The sequence below is a fragment of the Nitrosomonas sp. Nm34 genome (assembly GCF_900113925.1).
Lineage (GTDB): Bacteria > Pseudomonadota > Gammaproteobacteria > Burkholderiales > Nitrosomonadaceae > Nitrosomonas.
In genome coordinates, this window is record NZ_FORD01000061.1 from 1 (window position 1) to 14,420 (window position 14,420).

At 42.5% G+C, this 14,420-nt stretch carries 16 protein-coding genes; 2 read left to right on the top strand and 14 right to left on the bottom strand.

Translation table 11 applies throughout. The features are described from left to right. Window positions 1-256: 256 nt before the first annotated feature. The 6 genes from BM283_RS15035 to BM283_RS15060 all read right to left on the bottom strand — a co-directional run bounded on the left by BM283_RS15035 (window position 257) and on the right by BM283_RS15060 (window position 6,328). The gene (locus BM283_RS15035; RefSeq protein WP_090694538.1) at window positions 257-1,051 is read right to left on the bottom strand and encodes a ZIP family metal transporter; all 795 of its coding nucleotides are present in this window, start codon (window positions 1,049-1,051) and stop codon (window positions 257-259) included. Between the two features lie 236 nt (window positions 1,052-1,287). Then, window positions 1,288-2,025: a peptidoglycan editing factor PgeF gene (gene pgeF / locus BM283_RS15040; protein ID WP_090694541.1), complete on the bottom strand. Its 738-nt coding sequence runs from the start codon at window positions 2,023-2,025 to the stop codon at window positions 1,288-1,290. A gap of 84 nt (window positions 2,026-2,109) precedes the next feature. Next, on the bottom strand, window positions 2,110-3,294 hold the full coding sequence (locus tag BM283_RS15045) for a serine palmitoyltransferase (protein ID WP_090694543.1): 1,185 nt from the start codon (window positions 3,292-3,294) through the stop codon (window positions 2,110-2,112). Beyond that, entirely contained in the window at window positions 3,291-3,548 is a 258-nt protein-coding gene (locus BM283_RS15050; protein ID WP_090694545.1) for an acyl carrier protein, read from the bottom strand. Before BM283_RS15050 ends, BM283_RS15045 begins: the two co-directional genes overlap by 4 nt. 16 nt (window positions 3,549-3,564) lie before the next feature. Then, a complete protein-coding gene (locus BM283_RS15055) occupies window positions 3,565-4,485 on the bottom strand; it encodes an NAD-dependent epimerase/dehydratase family protein (RefSeq protein ID WP_090694548.1) in 921 nt (306 codons plus the stop codon). A gap of 13 nt (window positions 4,486-4,498) precedes the next feature. After that, window positions 4,499-6,328: a fatty acyl-AMP ligase gene (locus tag BM283_RS15060; protein WP_090694550.1), complete on the bottom strand. Its 1,830-nt coding sequence runs from the start codon at window positions 6,326-6,328 to the stop codon at window positions 4,499-4,501. An 860-nt stretch (window positions 6,329-7,188) separates the two neighbouring features. Here BM283_RS15060 and BM283_RS15065 point away from each other — a divergent pair. Continuing rightward, window positions 7,189-7,644: a hydrogenase maturation protease gene (locus BM283_RS15065; RefSeq protein WP_090694552.1), complete on the top strand. Its 456-nt coding sequence runs from the start codon at window positions 7,189-7,191 to the stop codon at window positions 7,642-7,644. Window positions 7,645-8,267: 623 nt separating this feature from the next. On the opposite strand, the gene BM283_RS15075 is transcribed toward BM283_RS15065, so the two are convergent. The 4 genes from BM283_RS15075 to BM283_RS15090 form a co-directional block, all read right to left on the bottom strand. Further along, window positions 8,268-8,930 carry a histidinol-phosphatase gene (locus BM283_RS15075; RefSeq protein WP_046849591.1) on the bottom strand — a complete coding sequence of 221 codons (663 nt, stop codon included), beginning with the start codon at window positions 8,928-8,930 and terminating at the stop codon, window positions 8,268-8,270. Beyond that, complete coding sequence (gene hda / locus BM283_RS15080; protein WP_090694555.1) at window positions 8,927-9,607, bottom strand: DnaA regulatory inactivator Hda; 681 nt, start codon at window positions 9,605-9,607, stop codon at window positions 8,927-8,929. The genes BM283_RS15075 and hda overlap by 4 nt, the downstream gene beginning before the upstream one ends. Window positions 9,608-9,679: 72 nt before the next feature. Continuing rightward, window positions 9,680-10,186: an Hsp20/alpha crystallin family protein gene (locus BM283_RS15085; RefSeq protein ID WP_090694557.1), complete on the bottom strand. Its 507-nt coding sequence runs from the start codon at window positions 10,184-10,186 to the stop codon at window positions 9,680-9,682. Window positions 10,187-10,250: 64 nt separating this feature from the next. Then, on the bottom strand, window positions 10,251-10,772 hold the full coding sequence (locus tag BM283_RS15090; protein ID WP_090694559.1) for a BCAM0308 family protein: 522 nt from the start codon (window positions 10,770-10,772) through the stop codon (window positions 10,251-10,253). 236 nt (window positions 10,773-11,008) lie between these two features. On the opposite strand from BM283_RS15090, the gene BM283_RS15095 reads away from it, so the two are divergent. Then, window positions 11,009-11,638: a phosphoribosyltransferase gene (locus BM283_RS15095; RefSeq protein ID WP_090694561.1), complete on the top strand. Its 630-nt coding sequence runs from the start codon at window positions 11,009-11,011 to the stop codon at window positions 11,636-11,638. Here the strand turns inward: BM283_RS15095 and BM283_RS15100 are convergent, their stop codons facing one another. The 4 genes from BM283_RS15100 to amrB are packed head-to-tail and all read right to left on the bottom strand — an operon-like array spanning window position 11,639 to window position 14,341. Continuing rightward, window positions 11,639-12,277, bottom strand: coding sequence for a dienelactone hydrolase family protein (locus tag BM283_RS15100; RefSeq protein WP_090694562.1), 639 nt, complete (start codon window positions 12,275-12,277; stop codon window positions 11,639-11,641). Continuing rightward, the gene (amrS, locus tag BM283_RS15105) at window positions 12,270-13,370 is read right to left on the bottom strand and encodes an AmmeMemoRadiSam system radical SAM enzyme (RefSeq protein WP_090694565.1); all 1,101 of its coding nucleotides are present in this window, start codon (window positions 13,368-13,370) and stop codon (window positions 12,270-12,272) included. The genes BM283_RS15100 and amrS overlap by 8 nt, the downstream gene beginning before the upstream one ends. Before the next feature lie 4 nt (window positions 13,371-13,374). Beyond that, entirely contained in the window at window positions 13,375-13,941 is a 567-nt protein-coding gene (amrA, locus tag BM283_RS15110) for an AmmeMemoRadiSam system protein A (protein ID WP_090694567.1), read from the bottom strand. Further along, the gene (amrB, locus tag BM283_RS15115) at window positions 13,931-14,341 is read right to left on the bottom strand and encodes an AmmeMemoRadiSam system protein B (protein ID WP_090694569.1); all 411 of its coding nucleotides are present in this window, start codon (window positions 14,339-14,341) and stop codon (window positions 13,931-13,933) included. Before amrB ends, amrA begins: the two co-directional genes overlap by 11 nt. Window positions 14,342-14,420: the final 79 nt, after the last annotated feature.

Consider the following 14,420-nt stretch of genomic DNA (forward strand, 5'->3'; position numbering starts at 1 on the left):
AGCCACTTGAGTAACCGACCAGCCTTTACCTAACAGGTAGACCGTTTTTAGCCGGTCAGCATAACGCTTGTCTCTGGTTTGACGGTGCGCCACCTCTAAATTAGCAATTTCTTGTGCAGTGAGCAGGTAATGTGATGATATATTAAAATTCTAATATATTCACAACTATGCCGCATTAACTTAAACCAATTTTTGATTCACGAGAAGTATAATAAACTATGCTAGCTGGATTATATTGTGAGACTTTTTAAACTTTTTAATGACTATGCTTGAGCATAGTCTCAACTAGCCAAATAGAACCGATCCCTAAGCTAATGAGCACTACTTGTTGGATTGTGGCGCCTATTTCCGGTCGTTTATGCAAGCCTGGAATCAGATCTGCCATCGCCACATAAATCATACATGCTGTTGCAATTGCAAGCATCGGTAAAACAAGATGATTGAGTTGATGCAGCATAAAATAGGCTAATACTCCTCCTACTACCGCCGAGGTACTTGACAGCAAATTAAGTAAAAGTGCTTGAGTGCGACTGTAACCAGAATTGAGTAAAATAATGAAATCACCAGCTTCTTGCGGGACTTCATGGGCAAAAATTGCAATAGCAGTCACGATACCAAGCTGAACATCAACCATAAAGGCTGCAGCAATCAGGATACCATCCACAAAATTATGAAATGTGTCTCCTAACGTAATCATCAGGCCGCTACGACCATGATCACCTTGCGCCTCATAAATAGAGTGGCCATGCTCTGGATCATGCACTTCACATTCATCCATATGGCAGTGCCGCCACAAGACGAGTTTCTCCAGGATAAAAAAAAGCAGTATGCCGAGCAGAACGATGATCGTGATTTGCTTTGGATCCTCAGCAAGCCCTAGAGCCTCAGGGAGAGTATTTAAAAACGCTGCCCCTAACAATGCTCCAATAGCATATGAAACAAGCATAGATACCCAAGAACTACGGGTATTCAAGGTCAATATAGCTGCAAAAAATATACTTATTAGACCACCAAGGAGGCTAGTCAAAATGATCCAGGCAAGAGTCGACATATAAGTTATTTTACGGAAAGATAAGGATGATGAAGGTGCGGCACTTCGTGTTTAGTGCTGTTCCATTCAAGGAATAAAACAGTTTTTCCTGAAGAATATTAATCAGAGTGATGCTAGTGGCTGGTTGCTTGCACCCAACAGTACATTCATTCTTCAATATGGATTCATTTAGGGACTACTTAGCACTGGATCGCTCCATTTTACATTTGCCCCAGTAGCTTTTTATTATTTAATCGTTAGGTTAGCCAAATCAGTGCGGCCATTCTGCCCGTCTGACCATCTCGACGATAGGAATAAAACCTTGCTGGGTTACTAAAAGTACACTCATAACCGCCATAAATTTTAGTTACACCCACATTTGTTAGTCGTTGCCGTGCTAATATAAATAAATCTGCGAACCATTTCTTACTACTTTGACTTGGGGTAAAAGCGAAACTAGATTGGCTATCTTGCTTCAAGAATACTTCCTGCACTTCTTCTCCGACCTCAAAATGCTTAGGACCAATTGCAGGGCCCAGCCACGCAATAATCTCAGAGCTCTTACAAGCCATTTCCGAAATAGAGTTTTCAATTATTCCGTTAGCTAACCCCCGCCAACCGGCATGGGCAACACCTACAACAGTCCCTGCGGTATCACATAAAAATATGGGTAAACAGTCTGCTACTAATATTGCACACACCTTCCCGCTACAACGGCTTAATGCCGCATCACCTTCAGGCTCCACTACCTTTTTGTCCACCCACACTGGCTTTGCCCCATGAACTTGTTTCAACCAGCTTGGATTATTCGGCAAATATTGCCGTAATAATGCGCGATTTTGCTGTACTGATAAAAAATCATCCTGTACATGATCACCTAAATTTAATTCTGCATAAGTACCATTTCTGTTTTTACTCACGCCACCGTTTCGGGTAGTGAAAATCGCTTTAACATTCGAAGGTGATGGCCAGTTTGGAATAATCCAGTCGTGCATAAATGAGTGAGTTAATTAGTAGCCAGCCAGAAAATAGCAATTAGTACTACTGCCAGCATACTCAATAAATCTAAGTAATTTCCACTAAATAATTGATGGATACAACTTAGAAAAAGTTTGACAAACATATTCTATTTGCTCAGCAGTGTGCGCTGCATTTACACTGCACCGAACCAATGATTTACCTTCAGGTGCAGCTGGCGGAAGAATCAAATTGACGTAAATATTATTCTCCAACAAGCCGTTCCACAAGGCTAATGCCTGCTGTGGATTATCTAATATAGTAGCTACGACAGGACCAGGTTCCGGACCAACTTGATATCCCACCATTTTAAGGTGCGAATAAAGTTGCTGTGCGTTTTTCCAAAGCTGTTCACGTAATTTACTACCATTACGCAGCAATCTTAAAGCGACACGTGTTGCTGCAATGGTAGCTGGCGAAGGTGAAGCTGTAAAAATATAAGGATGACTCACATAGCGCAACTGATCAAGTTGCGGATGATTGCTGACACAATAACCGCCTATACCACATAAACTTTTACTAAAAGTACCTGTAATAAAATCAACTTCACTGCTGAGCTTAGTTTTCTCAGCTAAACCTTGTCCAGTTTCACCTAAAACACCAAGTGAATGTGCCTCGTCAAGGAGTAAAGTACTACCATAAGCATTCTTTAAGTTCACAATTTCAGCTAAAGGCGCTTGATCACCCAGCATACTATAGATACCTTCAATAATAATGAGTGTGTTCTTGCTCCGCTCACCTAATCGTCGAAGACGTTTTTCTAAATCAGCCATATCATTATGCCGAAAGCGAATGATATCTGCTCCACTTAGGATACACCCATCATAAATACTTGCATGAGAATCACCGTCAATAAGTGCTACGTCCCCTGCCCCTATTAATCCAGAGATCGTTCCAAGATTTGCTTGATAACCTGTTGTAAAAACAATACATGACCGGCATTGATAAAATTCGGCAAACTCCATCTCTAGTGCACGGTGTCCTGAATAATTTCCGTTTGCCATTCGAGAGCCAGTGGTACCCGTTCCTTCTTTATCTATCGCTTCATGCGCTGCTTCTCTACATTCCGGTGCAAAGCTAAGTCCTAGGTAGTTATTAGTGCCAAGAAGCAGAATCCGGCGCTCACCGATTTTCGCTTCTGTTGGAGAATAGATTTCTTCTATGGGTATTCCAAAGGCACTTAATCCAGTAGGTAATTGAGCTTTTCTAGCTGCGGCTGCTGCATCAAGTTTTTCGAGTAAATTCATTTTGAATCAGACTTGATTCTGTAAATTAAATTAGCAAGATCATACACAGTAACGACATCTGTGAGAGCATTTAGCGGGATAGAAATATCAAAGTGATCTTCTAATTCCATAATGAGATTCAATAATTTTATGGAATCAATCGCCAATTGAGTAATAAGATTGGTTTCTGGTGTAATTTCCTGTTCTGTATTGGCAAAACTTGCTAAGCGTCGACATAATAAATCCAGAATGTCTTCTCGGTTAATTTCTACCATTGGTTAATTAAAAAATCTAAAGTTTGATCAATTGTGGCAATGTATCACAGAGGCGGAAATTAGGATACCAGTTCACTAAATTTTGCCGCAGAGGCGTTATATCGCACACCCAGTCTGGATGTTGTAATTCACATACTTTTCCAGGAGTCAGCATTGGCGAATAGCCTAATAAGCGAGACGTCCATAAATTAGCATGAGCAATTAATTGAAGTATTAAATCAGGTAATCTAATACATCTGACAGGCTTTCCTAGAATATCTTGTGCAATAGCAGCCACTGATCGGTAGGTATAACCACCCGGCGTGCCATCATCAATCTCAAAAGTTCCTTTAATGGGCTTATCAGTACACAACCAATATTGAATTGCTGACACCAAATCATTCACATGCAACAATCCGAAACGATTAATTAAATCACCGATTGCGGGTAATATACCGTAGCGAGTTGCCTTAAAAAGAGGCTGAAGTTCTTTGTCACCAGGACCATATACAGCTGCAGGGCGAAAGATCGTACATGGCATATTGTCTGAACAATTATTGATTAGTTGCTCAGCTTTAAATTTACTAGTTGCATACCATGAAAGCTTTGATTCTCTTGCTGCCAGAGAAGATACAAAAAGGAAGCGAGGACTTAAGTTTTGCTCCAGGATTGCGCGCAGGAGATTATCTGTTCCCACTACGTTATTATGTAAAAAGCTTTCTAAAGAGTTACCTCTTACTGCGCCAGCACAATGTATGACAGCATATGCTCCTGATACAAGCCGCCGCAGTGACTCGTGGTTATCCAAGTCTCCATGTACCCACTCTAGATTTTCTCGTTTTACAGATGAGAACTCTCGAGTTAATGCGCGAATTCTCCATTTACTTTCTAGCAGAGTATCAAGCAATGCTCGGCCGATAAACCCAGTGGCGCCCGTTACAGCCACTACTTGTGACATTTACGATTATCTGTTATCTGTCTCCAGATTGAACTACGGATATCTGATCAGCTATATTTGCACGTTGAAGAAATCCTTGACGTGCCGCAAAACGCGACAGCTTACCAGACGATGTTCTTGGAAGCGTATGAGGTGGCACTAATTCAACAAGGCAGTTAACACCAAAAGCCATATAAACCATTTGTTGCAATCGACTCATGAGTGATTGTCTTTCCTCCACGGAGGTTAAACGGCACTCAACCACTAATACGACAATTGTTGTATCATCAGATCCACTAATGCCAAAAGCTGATGCTTCGCGCGATCTTACTTCAGGTTGTTGTTCAGCAAGTTCTTCTATATCTTGAGCACGAATATTTCGGCCGTTAACAATAATAACATCAGTACGACGTCCCGTAATGTACAAATCACCTTCAAGAATAAAGCCAATATCACCTGTATCAAGCCATTTCCCTGGCTTTAGTGCTTTGTGGGTTTCTTCACGGTTATTAAAGTATCCGGTCATAACGCTACCCCCCCGGACTAATACACTTCCAACCATCATCTGAGGTAATTCTTCTCCATTATCATCAACAATCTTAACTGTATGCTCAGGAAGTGGCCTGCCACAATTGACAAACTCATTAAATTTTCTACCTTCTGCTTGTACCCGAACAGCCATTTTCTTTTCTACTAACGTTTTGGTATCAACTTGAATACTCATTACCCCCTGGTTAATTTTCGAAAAAGATACCGCGAGAGTAGATTCTGCCAAGCCATAACAGGGTAAAAAAGCACGCTCATCAAATCCTGCCGCAGAAAATTTATCTGCAAAATTTCGTAAAATATCTGGTCGAATCATTTCAGCTCCGATACCCGCTGCACGCCAGCAGCTTAGATCAAGCTCCTTCAGATCAGACTCACGAACTCTTAATGCACAAAGTTTGAGGCCAAACGGCTGACTAAAAGCAATAGTACACCGGTTACGACTAATCAATTTTAACCATTGTAATGGTCTAATTGCGAAATCTCGTGTTGCGAGATAATCCACCGATAACTGTGCAGCCATTGGCGATAATACGAGGCCTACCAAACCCATATCATGATAAAACGGAAGCCAGGAAGCACAACGATCCTTCGCGCACACCTCCAATCCATTACGTACGATCCCACGAAGATTACACATCAAGGCCTGTTCTGTTATAACCACACCACGAGGCATGCGTGTACTACCTGAGGTAAATTGTAAATAAGCAGTTTCTTCTGCGGAATTGGGTTGAAAAACCACTTCTATCTCTGGAAGCAACTCAAGTTGACTGGGTGTTCCGACCCATTGCAAATGATCAGTATTTAAACCTTCAGCAGCTTCTTCAAGAAAACCAATAAAATCAAGATTAGCTATTGCAATACTTGCTTGGCTACTTTCAAGCATACCGCGCAATTGTCGAACATATATCGCATGGCTACCAAGATTAACCGGTATCGGCATTGCAAAAGGAACAAGACCTGCATAACGGCACGCAAAAAACAATTCAATAAACTCAGGTGTTGTATCAGCAATTAGTGCCACACGGTCTCCGCGCGCCAAACCAAAACCAGACAAGCGGCGAGCGGCCATAAGTGCACGTTGTTTAAGTGCACTATAGGAAAGTACCGATCGTACTTCACCCTTTGCATCATAAAAATTGTATCCTGTCGTTCCGGCTGCCGCATATTCCAGCGCATCCGTCAACGTATCAAAATCTGCTAATCGTTGAGGCAGCGTGTTAGCTGTAGGTGTCGCTGCCATTGACAATTTGCTTGAAGGCTGAGTATCAGATTCTTGCATTAGCGGATCCCCCAGCGTAATTATTGTCGAACTCAAGATCTTCCCCTCGAAGTAATGGTGCTGGTCATCTTATTCTAAAACTATTTTAACGCAATAATCCCCAAATACATTCTTATCAATGCGTTAGATAATCATCCATACGCTTCTATTGCTTCTATTTTTCGTTGCTTATTAAATACAACTGTCTCATATTCGCTGACGAAGGAGCTTATAGTAAGGGTGATTTCCCTGTCAAGGTTATATTAATTATGTGTTGTTTTATAGCAACAGTCTTATTATCATTAATTCAATCTATAAGACTTTAATTTCTAATTTAAATTTTATGATCAAAAATTTAAACTGATGCATAATGAACGTGCATAATTAACGCCATTAACGCCACAATGAGTAGTAATCTCAAGCTGATCTTAGCCTTAACAATAGAACTATTCTTTTTCAAGAAAATAAAATTAGGCGGGAACCAGAATCTTTAATCTGATCCAGGCATAATGTTTAATCAAACAAATAAACCGGGAATGTTGCAAGCCCGCAGTATCGGATTAATTTCTACCAATTCCGCTTCTTACCTGTAAAATAATATTAAGAAATAACCAATAGGCAGGCAATAATGCATTTGGATACAATCTACTCTTCAATGTAAGAAAAGGGATTGTTTTAAAATATTTAATATCTTTAAAAGCAAAAATAGGGTATTGCTGTAAGAGTGAAAATAAATTAGTTGAATATTGAGTACAGCAATACTCCTTCTTATAAGCACCCAAGCTGTTAAAATCAATAAGGCTAGTTATGATACGACATATCAGATAGTTAAGGACAAATATCAAATATCCATAAGAGACCAGCTAATCCTGAATTTTTTTCCGATACCTCTCTAAATAGTATACTTGACATTACTCATGCCCAGACTGCTGCTATTCGGCTACGGTAATCCAAGTCGTGGCGATGACGCACTTGGTCCCAATCTTATTGATCATATTGCATTATTGGGATTTAGCCACGTTGAATGCCAAAGTGATATGCAGCTCCAGATTGAGCATGTGATGGACGTGACCAGATGTCATCAGACATTGTTTATCGATGCAGACTTATCATGCGCAGAACCATTTGTTTATTCCAAAGTAGTAGCAGAAAAAGACAGGAGTTACTCGACACATGCTATGACTCCATCCACCTTATTACACGTGTATCAGGAAGTGTATGGACAGGCTGCACCACAAACTTTTTTACTTCGGATTCGAGGTTACCATTTTGAGCTTGGTGCTGCGCTAAGCAACAGAGCAAACGCAAATCTTGAGGCAGCAGTAAAGTTTGTCAGCAGATTATGTGAAATGGATGATCTCAAAATCTTATGAAAAACTTCGTACCATCCATTATTTCTTCAAATAAATTGATGAAGTTTCGTTTCGATGAGAACAGGCGAATTCAAGTTTGAAGTGTATTTTTATAAGGTTAACAAGAGGCAAACTACAATAGTAGCTGAGCTTCTTGAACGATCAAATAAAAGAAGCATAAATGAAGCACTGGCAGCAGCTTATCCGAGAGCAACGTATCAGATTCAGAGCTACGGAAAGCAGGTTTTAAGCAAGAAGAGAATAGCGAATAGTGCCTCTATGCAAACAAACCGGGGATAGTGGCAACCTATGCACTGTCAGAGACCGCCACACAAGTGCTATGCAAACGGAAGAAAGCGGTGTAGCACAATTCGCAACAAGGTCAGCATCGATGACCCGCACGGAATGGTTGAGCAAAGCTCGCGTATAGGTAATTGGGAAAGCGGTGCCTTGATCGGCAAGCGCCATCTCAAGGGGGACCGGTCACCTTGGCAGAGCAGAAATCGCACCATATTCTCGTAGGCAGACTACCACCTAAACATGCTGAAGGGGTAACAGAAAGGACCAGCCAGCTCTACCCCCTTACAAGCACAAATGTCACACTGTAACCTTTGAGAAGGGTAAGGAAATTGCCGGACATAAAACTATCGCAAGCTAATAATTGGCCATCCATTCTGTTGCGCATATCCCTCAAGGGTGGCATCAGGATCAACGGCAACAGGGTGCGTCACTTTCTTCAGAAGCGGCAAATCATTCAGAGAATCACTGTAAAACCAGCTTTCCAGAAAAGAGAGCCAAGTAAGATTATGCTTATCCAACCATTGCTCCAATCGCGTGATTTTCCCTTCTCTGAAGGAGGGTATTCCCGATACTCGGCCTGTGAATTGACCTTCTTTTTGTTCTGGCTCAGTTGCAATTAGGTGATCAATGCCTAATATCCGTGCAATTGGAGCCGTTACAAAACTATTGGTTGCGGTTATGATGATGCATACATTACGTTCAAGTTTATGCTTAGCAACTAGATCATGCGCACCAGGCGCAATCAATGGCATGATTTTTTTTTGAATAAATTCACTGCGCCATGCATCAAGCTGCTCTCGTGAGTGACGTGCTAATGGCTTTAGCTGAAAATCGAGAAATTCATGAATATCGAGTGTACCCGCTTTGTATTGCTCATAAAATTCGATGTTGCGCGCTTCATACACTTCACGATCAAGCACTCTCTGTTCAATTAGAAATTGCGCCCATTGAAAATCACTATCCCCGGCAAGTAGCGTATTATCTAGATCAAATAAAGCCAACTTCATAAGGCGACCTGTAATAATTCGCGCAATAAAGGAAGTGTTATTGGTCGCTGCTTAGCAAGAGAGTAGCGGTCCAATGCATCAACTACTCTGATCAGAGCAGGTAAATTACGCTGCTGATGCTGCAGCAAATAATCGCAAATCTCATAAGGCAGCTCAAATCCGCAACTGATTGCATGATTCTTCATAGCTTCTCTCTTTTCCTCATCATTTAATTCATGTATCTGATAAACCAATCCCCAGGCAAGACGCGTAACTAAATCTTGCCGTAAAGACAGCCGTGCAGGGGATACTTCACCACTTACCAAAAACAAGGCATCTCCCTCCTCTCGTACTTGATTATAAAAGTTAAACAATCTGATTTGGGCAGCCGCCCCCAATCGCTCTACATTATCAATTGCCATACAACGAATAGAAGCGGCCTCAAACGCAAACTCACTATTAATTTCGCATGAAACATAAATTGCTTTGAGATCTTGTTGAACAAATGCCTCAACTACTGCCTGCAACAAATGGCTTTTACCACATCCAGAATTGCCCCATACGTAAATAAAACGCTCTAGATTTTGATTGGTTAAAGCATTTTTAAGCGTTTGTAGCAGCTCAAAATTATGTCCTGGAATAAAATTCTCCAGTGTAGGAGGCCGTGGTGACGAAATATCGAGTAATAGTTGTTTCATGGATGCATACGGGAACCATTTCAAGAACAATCCTGCATCATTTGCCTATCGATACAATCATCAATATTTACTTCAGGACAAACGAACCGTTCTAGACTTATAGTCTCCAATTTTTGGCAAACGTATGGTCAATACACCATTCTTGTAATTAGCTTCTGCTCTATCAATATCCACATTGTGTGGCAATGGAATCGAACGCTGGAAGGATCCATAAGCACGTTCCATAATATGGTAAGTACTATCATGGGTAACCCTTTCGAAGCGTTTTTCTCCGCTTAAATAGAGTTTGTTTCCGTCAATGGTAATTTGCCAATCTTCCTTCTCAATACCAGGCGCTTCCACGCGCACAACGATCTCCTTATCTGTCTCCTCCACTTCTCCTGCTAGTAAACCCCATCGTGGAAAAACGGGTAGCTGACTTTCACCTTCCGTGGTCACTCCATTTCTACTACGGCCAAAATGGGTTAGTGCTTCCCCACTCCGAGTAAGTAATTCACGCCAACCATCAGAGAGATTTTCCCATGCACGACCCAATTCACGGCCGATACTTTTTCCTGCCTCTTTTAATGATTCCAGCATAATTACCTCCCTTCCACTTCATCATTTAAAAAATACATTCATCGCTGTCTTATACATAATAATACTATGAACGTGACCAATTCACTCGTAGCAAGTTTTCTTGCGCATTATAGTGAAACTCGAGCTCGCCCTGATAGGAATCATGGATCTTTTCGCCCATCCCACGCGCAAGATGGATATCTGTAGTAGTAATCAATGTGGAATCAGGTTTTTCTTCAATCTCCATGATGCGCTTAATGGGATGTTCTGCACGCTGATACTTTTCCTCATGATGCACTAGATGCATGATTTCTTCGCGATGCGCTAAAAAAAAAGGCCCTTCCAGAGTCAAAAAACCCGCCGGATAATGATCATGAATACGATGGCAAGCAGAGCACATTTCTTTATGTGCGTTTGCTGGCGCAGGCAACCACTGCCAGCGTCCCTCATGAAAAACTGCATTACATTCCGGGCAGATGGTCGGTTCGTGTAACTTACCTCTGGCTTTATAAGCATCATGCACCTGCTCTTGAATAATACCATCGTGACGAGTAATAGTATGGTAGCCTGGAGGAATTTTAGAATAACCTTTTTTAGAATGACTCATAGCATATACTCCTTTAATAAATATGAAATATAAGTGTCATGACTTAATTTAATAAGGCACAAGGTTCAATTTAGATCATATTACTTATTGAGCGATCAAAACTACGGATTTTGCATTCTCAAGCTTCGTATCCTACCTCTCTTTTAAATGATTAACCAGACTGTCGTCATAAAACTGATTACACTATTCATTTAAGCGGATAATTTAAGTAACAGCCAGAAAGGAGGAAAAAAGAAATGTTTCGTGATCGTAAAGAAGCAGCTATCTTATTGGCAAAGCAACTGAATCCGTATCATGGGCAACATCCATTGGTGTTAGCGATTCCACGTGGCGCTGTACCAATGGCAAGAATTATCGCCGATACGCTAAATGGTGACATGGATGTCGTGCTTGTGCGTAAATTGCGAGCTCCCGACAACCCGGAATTTGCAATTGGCTCAATAGATGAAACAGGGTGGACCTATCTGGCCGAATATGCCCATCAAGTGATAAGCAATCCAGCTTATATTGAGCAGGAAAAAACGACTCAACTCGAAGTCATGCATGAACGGCGCAATAGTTACACACCGATTCGTCCACCTCTTGATCCACAAGGACGTATCGTGATCATAGTAGATGATGGCCTGGCAACCGGCTCTACTATGATTGCCGCTCTGCATGCCGTACGCGCTAAACATCCTCAAAAATTGATATGTGCGGTACCCGTTGCACCACCTGATACTTTGGCTAAAGTTACACCTTATGCTGACGAGATAGTTTGCCTGGAGGCACCCGAACTGTTTTACTCAGTAGGACAATTTTATCAGTCATTTCCTCAGGTTAGTGATGAGGAGGTGATTACGCTATTGAGAAAAAACGACAAATAATTATTTGGGAATACTGAAATGCTGGACAAACCAGTCTGCTGCATGACGCGCAACCTGTTCCAGCGTGCCAGGTTCCTCAAATAAGTGGGTTGCTCCTGAAATCAAGGTAAGTCGCTTTTCACAATTCAATAGTGAATAAGCTTGTTGATTTAATTCAATCACCCCGTAATCTGCTCCACCAACCAGTAGCAAGGTAGGAGCATTAACTTCTCTTAAGGCTTGTTCACCAGCGAGATCAGGACGCCCACCGCGCGACACGATAGCTGTAATTTTATTCCCCAATTTTGCGGCAGCTTGCAGTGCGGCGGCGGCGCCTGTACTGGCACCAAAATATCCCGCTTGCGATGATTGCGTCTTTGATTCACCTTCCAACCATGCGGTTGCGGCAAGCAGACGTCGTGTGAGCAATTCGATATCAAAGCGTGTTGCATAATCCCGATCTTCTTCTTGCGTCAGCAGATCAAATAATAACGTGCCGATCCCATGATCCTGTAGTACTTTGGCTACATAGGTATTACGGGGGCTAAAGCGGCTACTACCACTGCCATGCGCAAATAACACCACACCTGCTGGAGAAGATGGCAGCACTAATTCACCATTGAGCCGGGTAGCGCCATCCTGAATCAATACTTCACTCATACCAACCCCCTATAGTAACCGACATGCGTTGTCTGCCAAATGTTTCGGCATATTCATCAAAACGTCCTGCAATAGCAATATCGCAATCAGGACAATGGCTATTGGAAGTAAGACGATAGTGGGCGATTTCATACCAGTCACGCTCAATCAAGGTGGTATTGCATGATGGGCAAAAGGTGATATCTCCGTCTTTGTTATGCACATTTCCTGTATAAACGTACTTGAGTCCTGCCATGTGGGCAATTTTACGCGCCCGAATAAGCGTACTCACTGGCGTACTTGGCATGCCAATCATTTTGTAGTCGGGATGAAATGCGGTGAAGTGTATCGGCACCTCCACACCAAGTTCGCTTGCCACCCATTCACTCAGTGCCTGCAACTCTTCTGTAGAATCATTGAGCCCGGGAATTAATAATGTGGTTAGCTCAAGCCATACCTGCGTTTCGTGCTTGAGGTATTTCAATGTCTGGAGCACCGGCTGCAAGCGCGAGCCGGTTTGCTTGACATAAAATTTCTCTGTAAATGCTTTTAGATCGACATTAGCGGCATCCATTTTAGCGAAGAAATCGCGCCGAGGCTCAGCATGGACATACCCGGCAGTAACTGCGACGGTCTTAATATTGCGCTCATGACATGCATCGGCCACATCCATGGCATATTCTGCAAAAATGACCGGGTCGTTATAAGTAAAAGCAACACTTTTACAACCCAAACGTTCAGCAGTTCGCGCAATAGCTTCCGGGCTTGCCTGATCAGCAAGCTTGTCGAAACTACGTGATTTGGAAATATCCCAGTTCTGACAAAATTTGCAGGCAAGATTACACCCTGCAGTGCCAAACGACAGCACGCTGCTGCCTGGATAAAAGTGATTCAGCGGCTTTTTTTCAATAGGATCGACACAGAAACCCGAAGAACGACCATAGGTCGTCAGCACCATTTCATCATCTAGCCGGCCGCGCACGAAGCAGGCACCGCGCTGTCCTTCATGCAATTTACAATCACGTTGACATAAGTCACATTGGATACGTCCATCACTCAACCAATGCCAATATTTAGCAGGATATCGTTCTGCACTGCTAATCGGTTCATCCATTTAGCTATTCCTCCATATCTTCAACTTCACGCCATTTGGTTACGGTATAACGCAACAATTTGATCCCTTCTGCCCAGAAATCTGCAGGTAACCCTGCCTTCCGCTTCAACATAGCGAGAAATTGATGAGGCTGTGAAAGCTCCTGCCATACTTGGGGTAGAAATGTACTGCGATAGCAACCATATTCAAACACGATGCCGTCTATACCTGGCCGCAGCTGCGCCAACGCATCCGCTTCGTCTTGCACTACCATCGCCAGCCTCGATGACAGCAACAAAATTTCAATATGAGTCTCATCAAACTCAGCGGTAAGCAAAGGTGCAAAGCGCGGATCATGTAAAGCAGCAGACACCGCATTGTTTTTGACATCCATTAACAATGATCGTTGCGCCTCAAGTGAGCCGATACAACCACGCAACTTCCCATCCTGCATCAGCGTAACAAAACACGCACCCAACTCTTGCTGCCAAGGCACACGCTCATCGCTTTCCAACCGATACGCAACATTCAAAGCACGAGCAATCGCAGCCCGCGCAATCGATAACAGCTCTCTTCCTTGATCAGGCAGCATAGTCAGTATTCCCAAGCGATGAATAGGGCGGTGTGAAAACAAATGCACCATAAACTACTACCTGCTCGCGCGGGCCTGCGGTATCACCCGAATTGCGCAAATTCAGTAAATGCGAAGTCAAGTGATGTTTGCGTACAGTCAGCATCAAGCCATTAATGGGCATCGCATCACAGTCCTGTTCATGATCGACGGTGTGGTTTAATTGAAGAATAGAGGAAATAGTCTTGCTATCTTCACGTTGTGCGATCGCATAGGGTAGATAGTGCGACAGATCGGAGCTCACAATAATCAAAGTTTCTTCACTTCTCCACAGGCAATCCAATACTTCAGCGACTTCCTCAGCCGAGGCCATCCCCACGACCAAAGGTACAATCGAGAAATCCGTTAAGGATGTCGTCAAAAATAACTTCCAGAAATTGGATTAGAATGTTCATGCAGGATTATGGATAATAAAGCCAATTTATAATGGGTAAATGACA

Bases quoted from the DNA above. Each gene is read 5' to 3' on its own strand.
- BM283_RS15090 (WP_090694559.1), bottom strand. From the start codon at position 10,772: ATGAGTCATTCTAAAAAAGGTTATTCTAAAATTCCTCCAGGCTACCAT.
- BM283_RS15055 (WP_090694548.1), bottom strand. From the start codon at position 4,485: ATGTCACAAGTAGTGGCTGTAACGGGCGCCACTGGGTTTATCGGCCGA.
- BM283_RS15065 (WP_090694552.1), top strand. From the start codon at position 7,189: ATGCCCAGACTGCTGCTATTCGGCTACGGTAATCCAAGTCGTGGCGAT.
- BM283_RS15100 (WP_090694562.1), bottom strand. From the start codon at position 12,277: ATGAGTGAAGTATTGATTCAGGATGGCGCTACCCGGCTCAATGGTGAA.
- BM283_RS15095 (WP_090694561.1), top strand. From the start codon at position 11,009: ATGTTTCGTGATCGTAAAGAAGCAGCTATCTTATTGGCAAAGCAACTG.
- amrS (WP_090694565.1), bottom strand. From the start codon at position 13,370: ATGGATGAACCGATTAGCAGTGCAGAACGATATCCTGCTAAATATTGG.
- BM283_RS15050 (WP_090694545.1), bottom strand. From the start codon at position 3,548: ATGGTAGAAATTAACCGAGAAGACATTCTGGATTTATTATGTCGACGC.
- amrA (WP_090694567.1), bottom strand. From the start codon at position 13,941: ATGCTGCCTGATCAAGGAAGAGAGCTGTTATCGATTGCGCGGGCTGCG.
- BM283_RS15045 (WP_090694543.1), bottom strand. From the start codon at position 3,294: ATGAATTTACTCGAAAAACTTGATGCAGCAGCCGCAGCTAGAAAAGCT.
- pgeF (WP_090694541.1), bottom strand. From the start codon at position 2,025: ATGCACGACTGGATTATTCCAAACTGGCCATCACCTTCGAATGTTAAA.
- BM283_RS15035 (WP_090694538.1), bottom strand. From the start codon at position 1,051: ATGTCGACTCTTGCCTGGATCATTTTGACTAGCCTCCTTGGTGGTCTA.
- BM283_RS15085 (WP_090694557.1), bottom strand. From the start codon at position 10,186: ATGCTGGAATCATTAAAAGAGGCAGGAAAAAGTATCGGCCGTGAATTG.
- BM283_RS15075 (WP_046849591.1), bottom strand. From the start codon at position 8,930: ATGAAGTTGGCTTTATTTGATCTAGATAATACGCTACTTGCCGGGGAT.
- hda (WP_090694555.1), bottom strand. From the start codon at position 9,607: ATGAAACAACTATTACTCGATATTTCGTCACCACGGCCTCCTACACTG.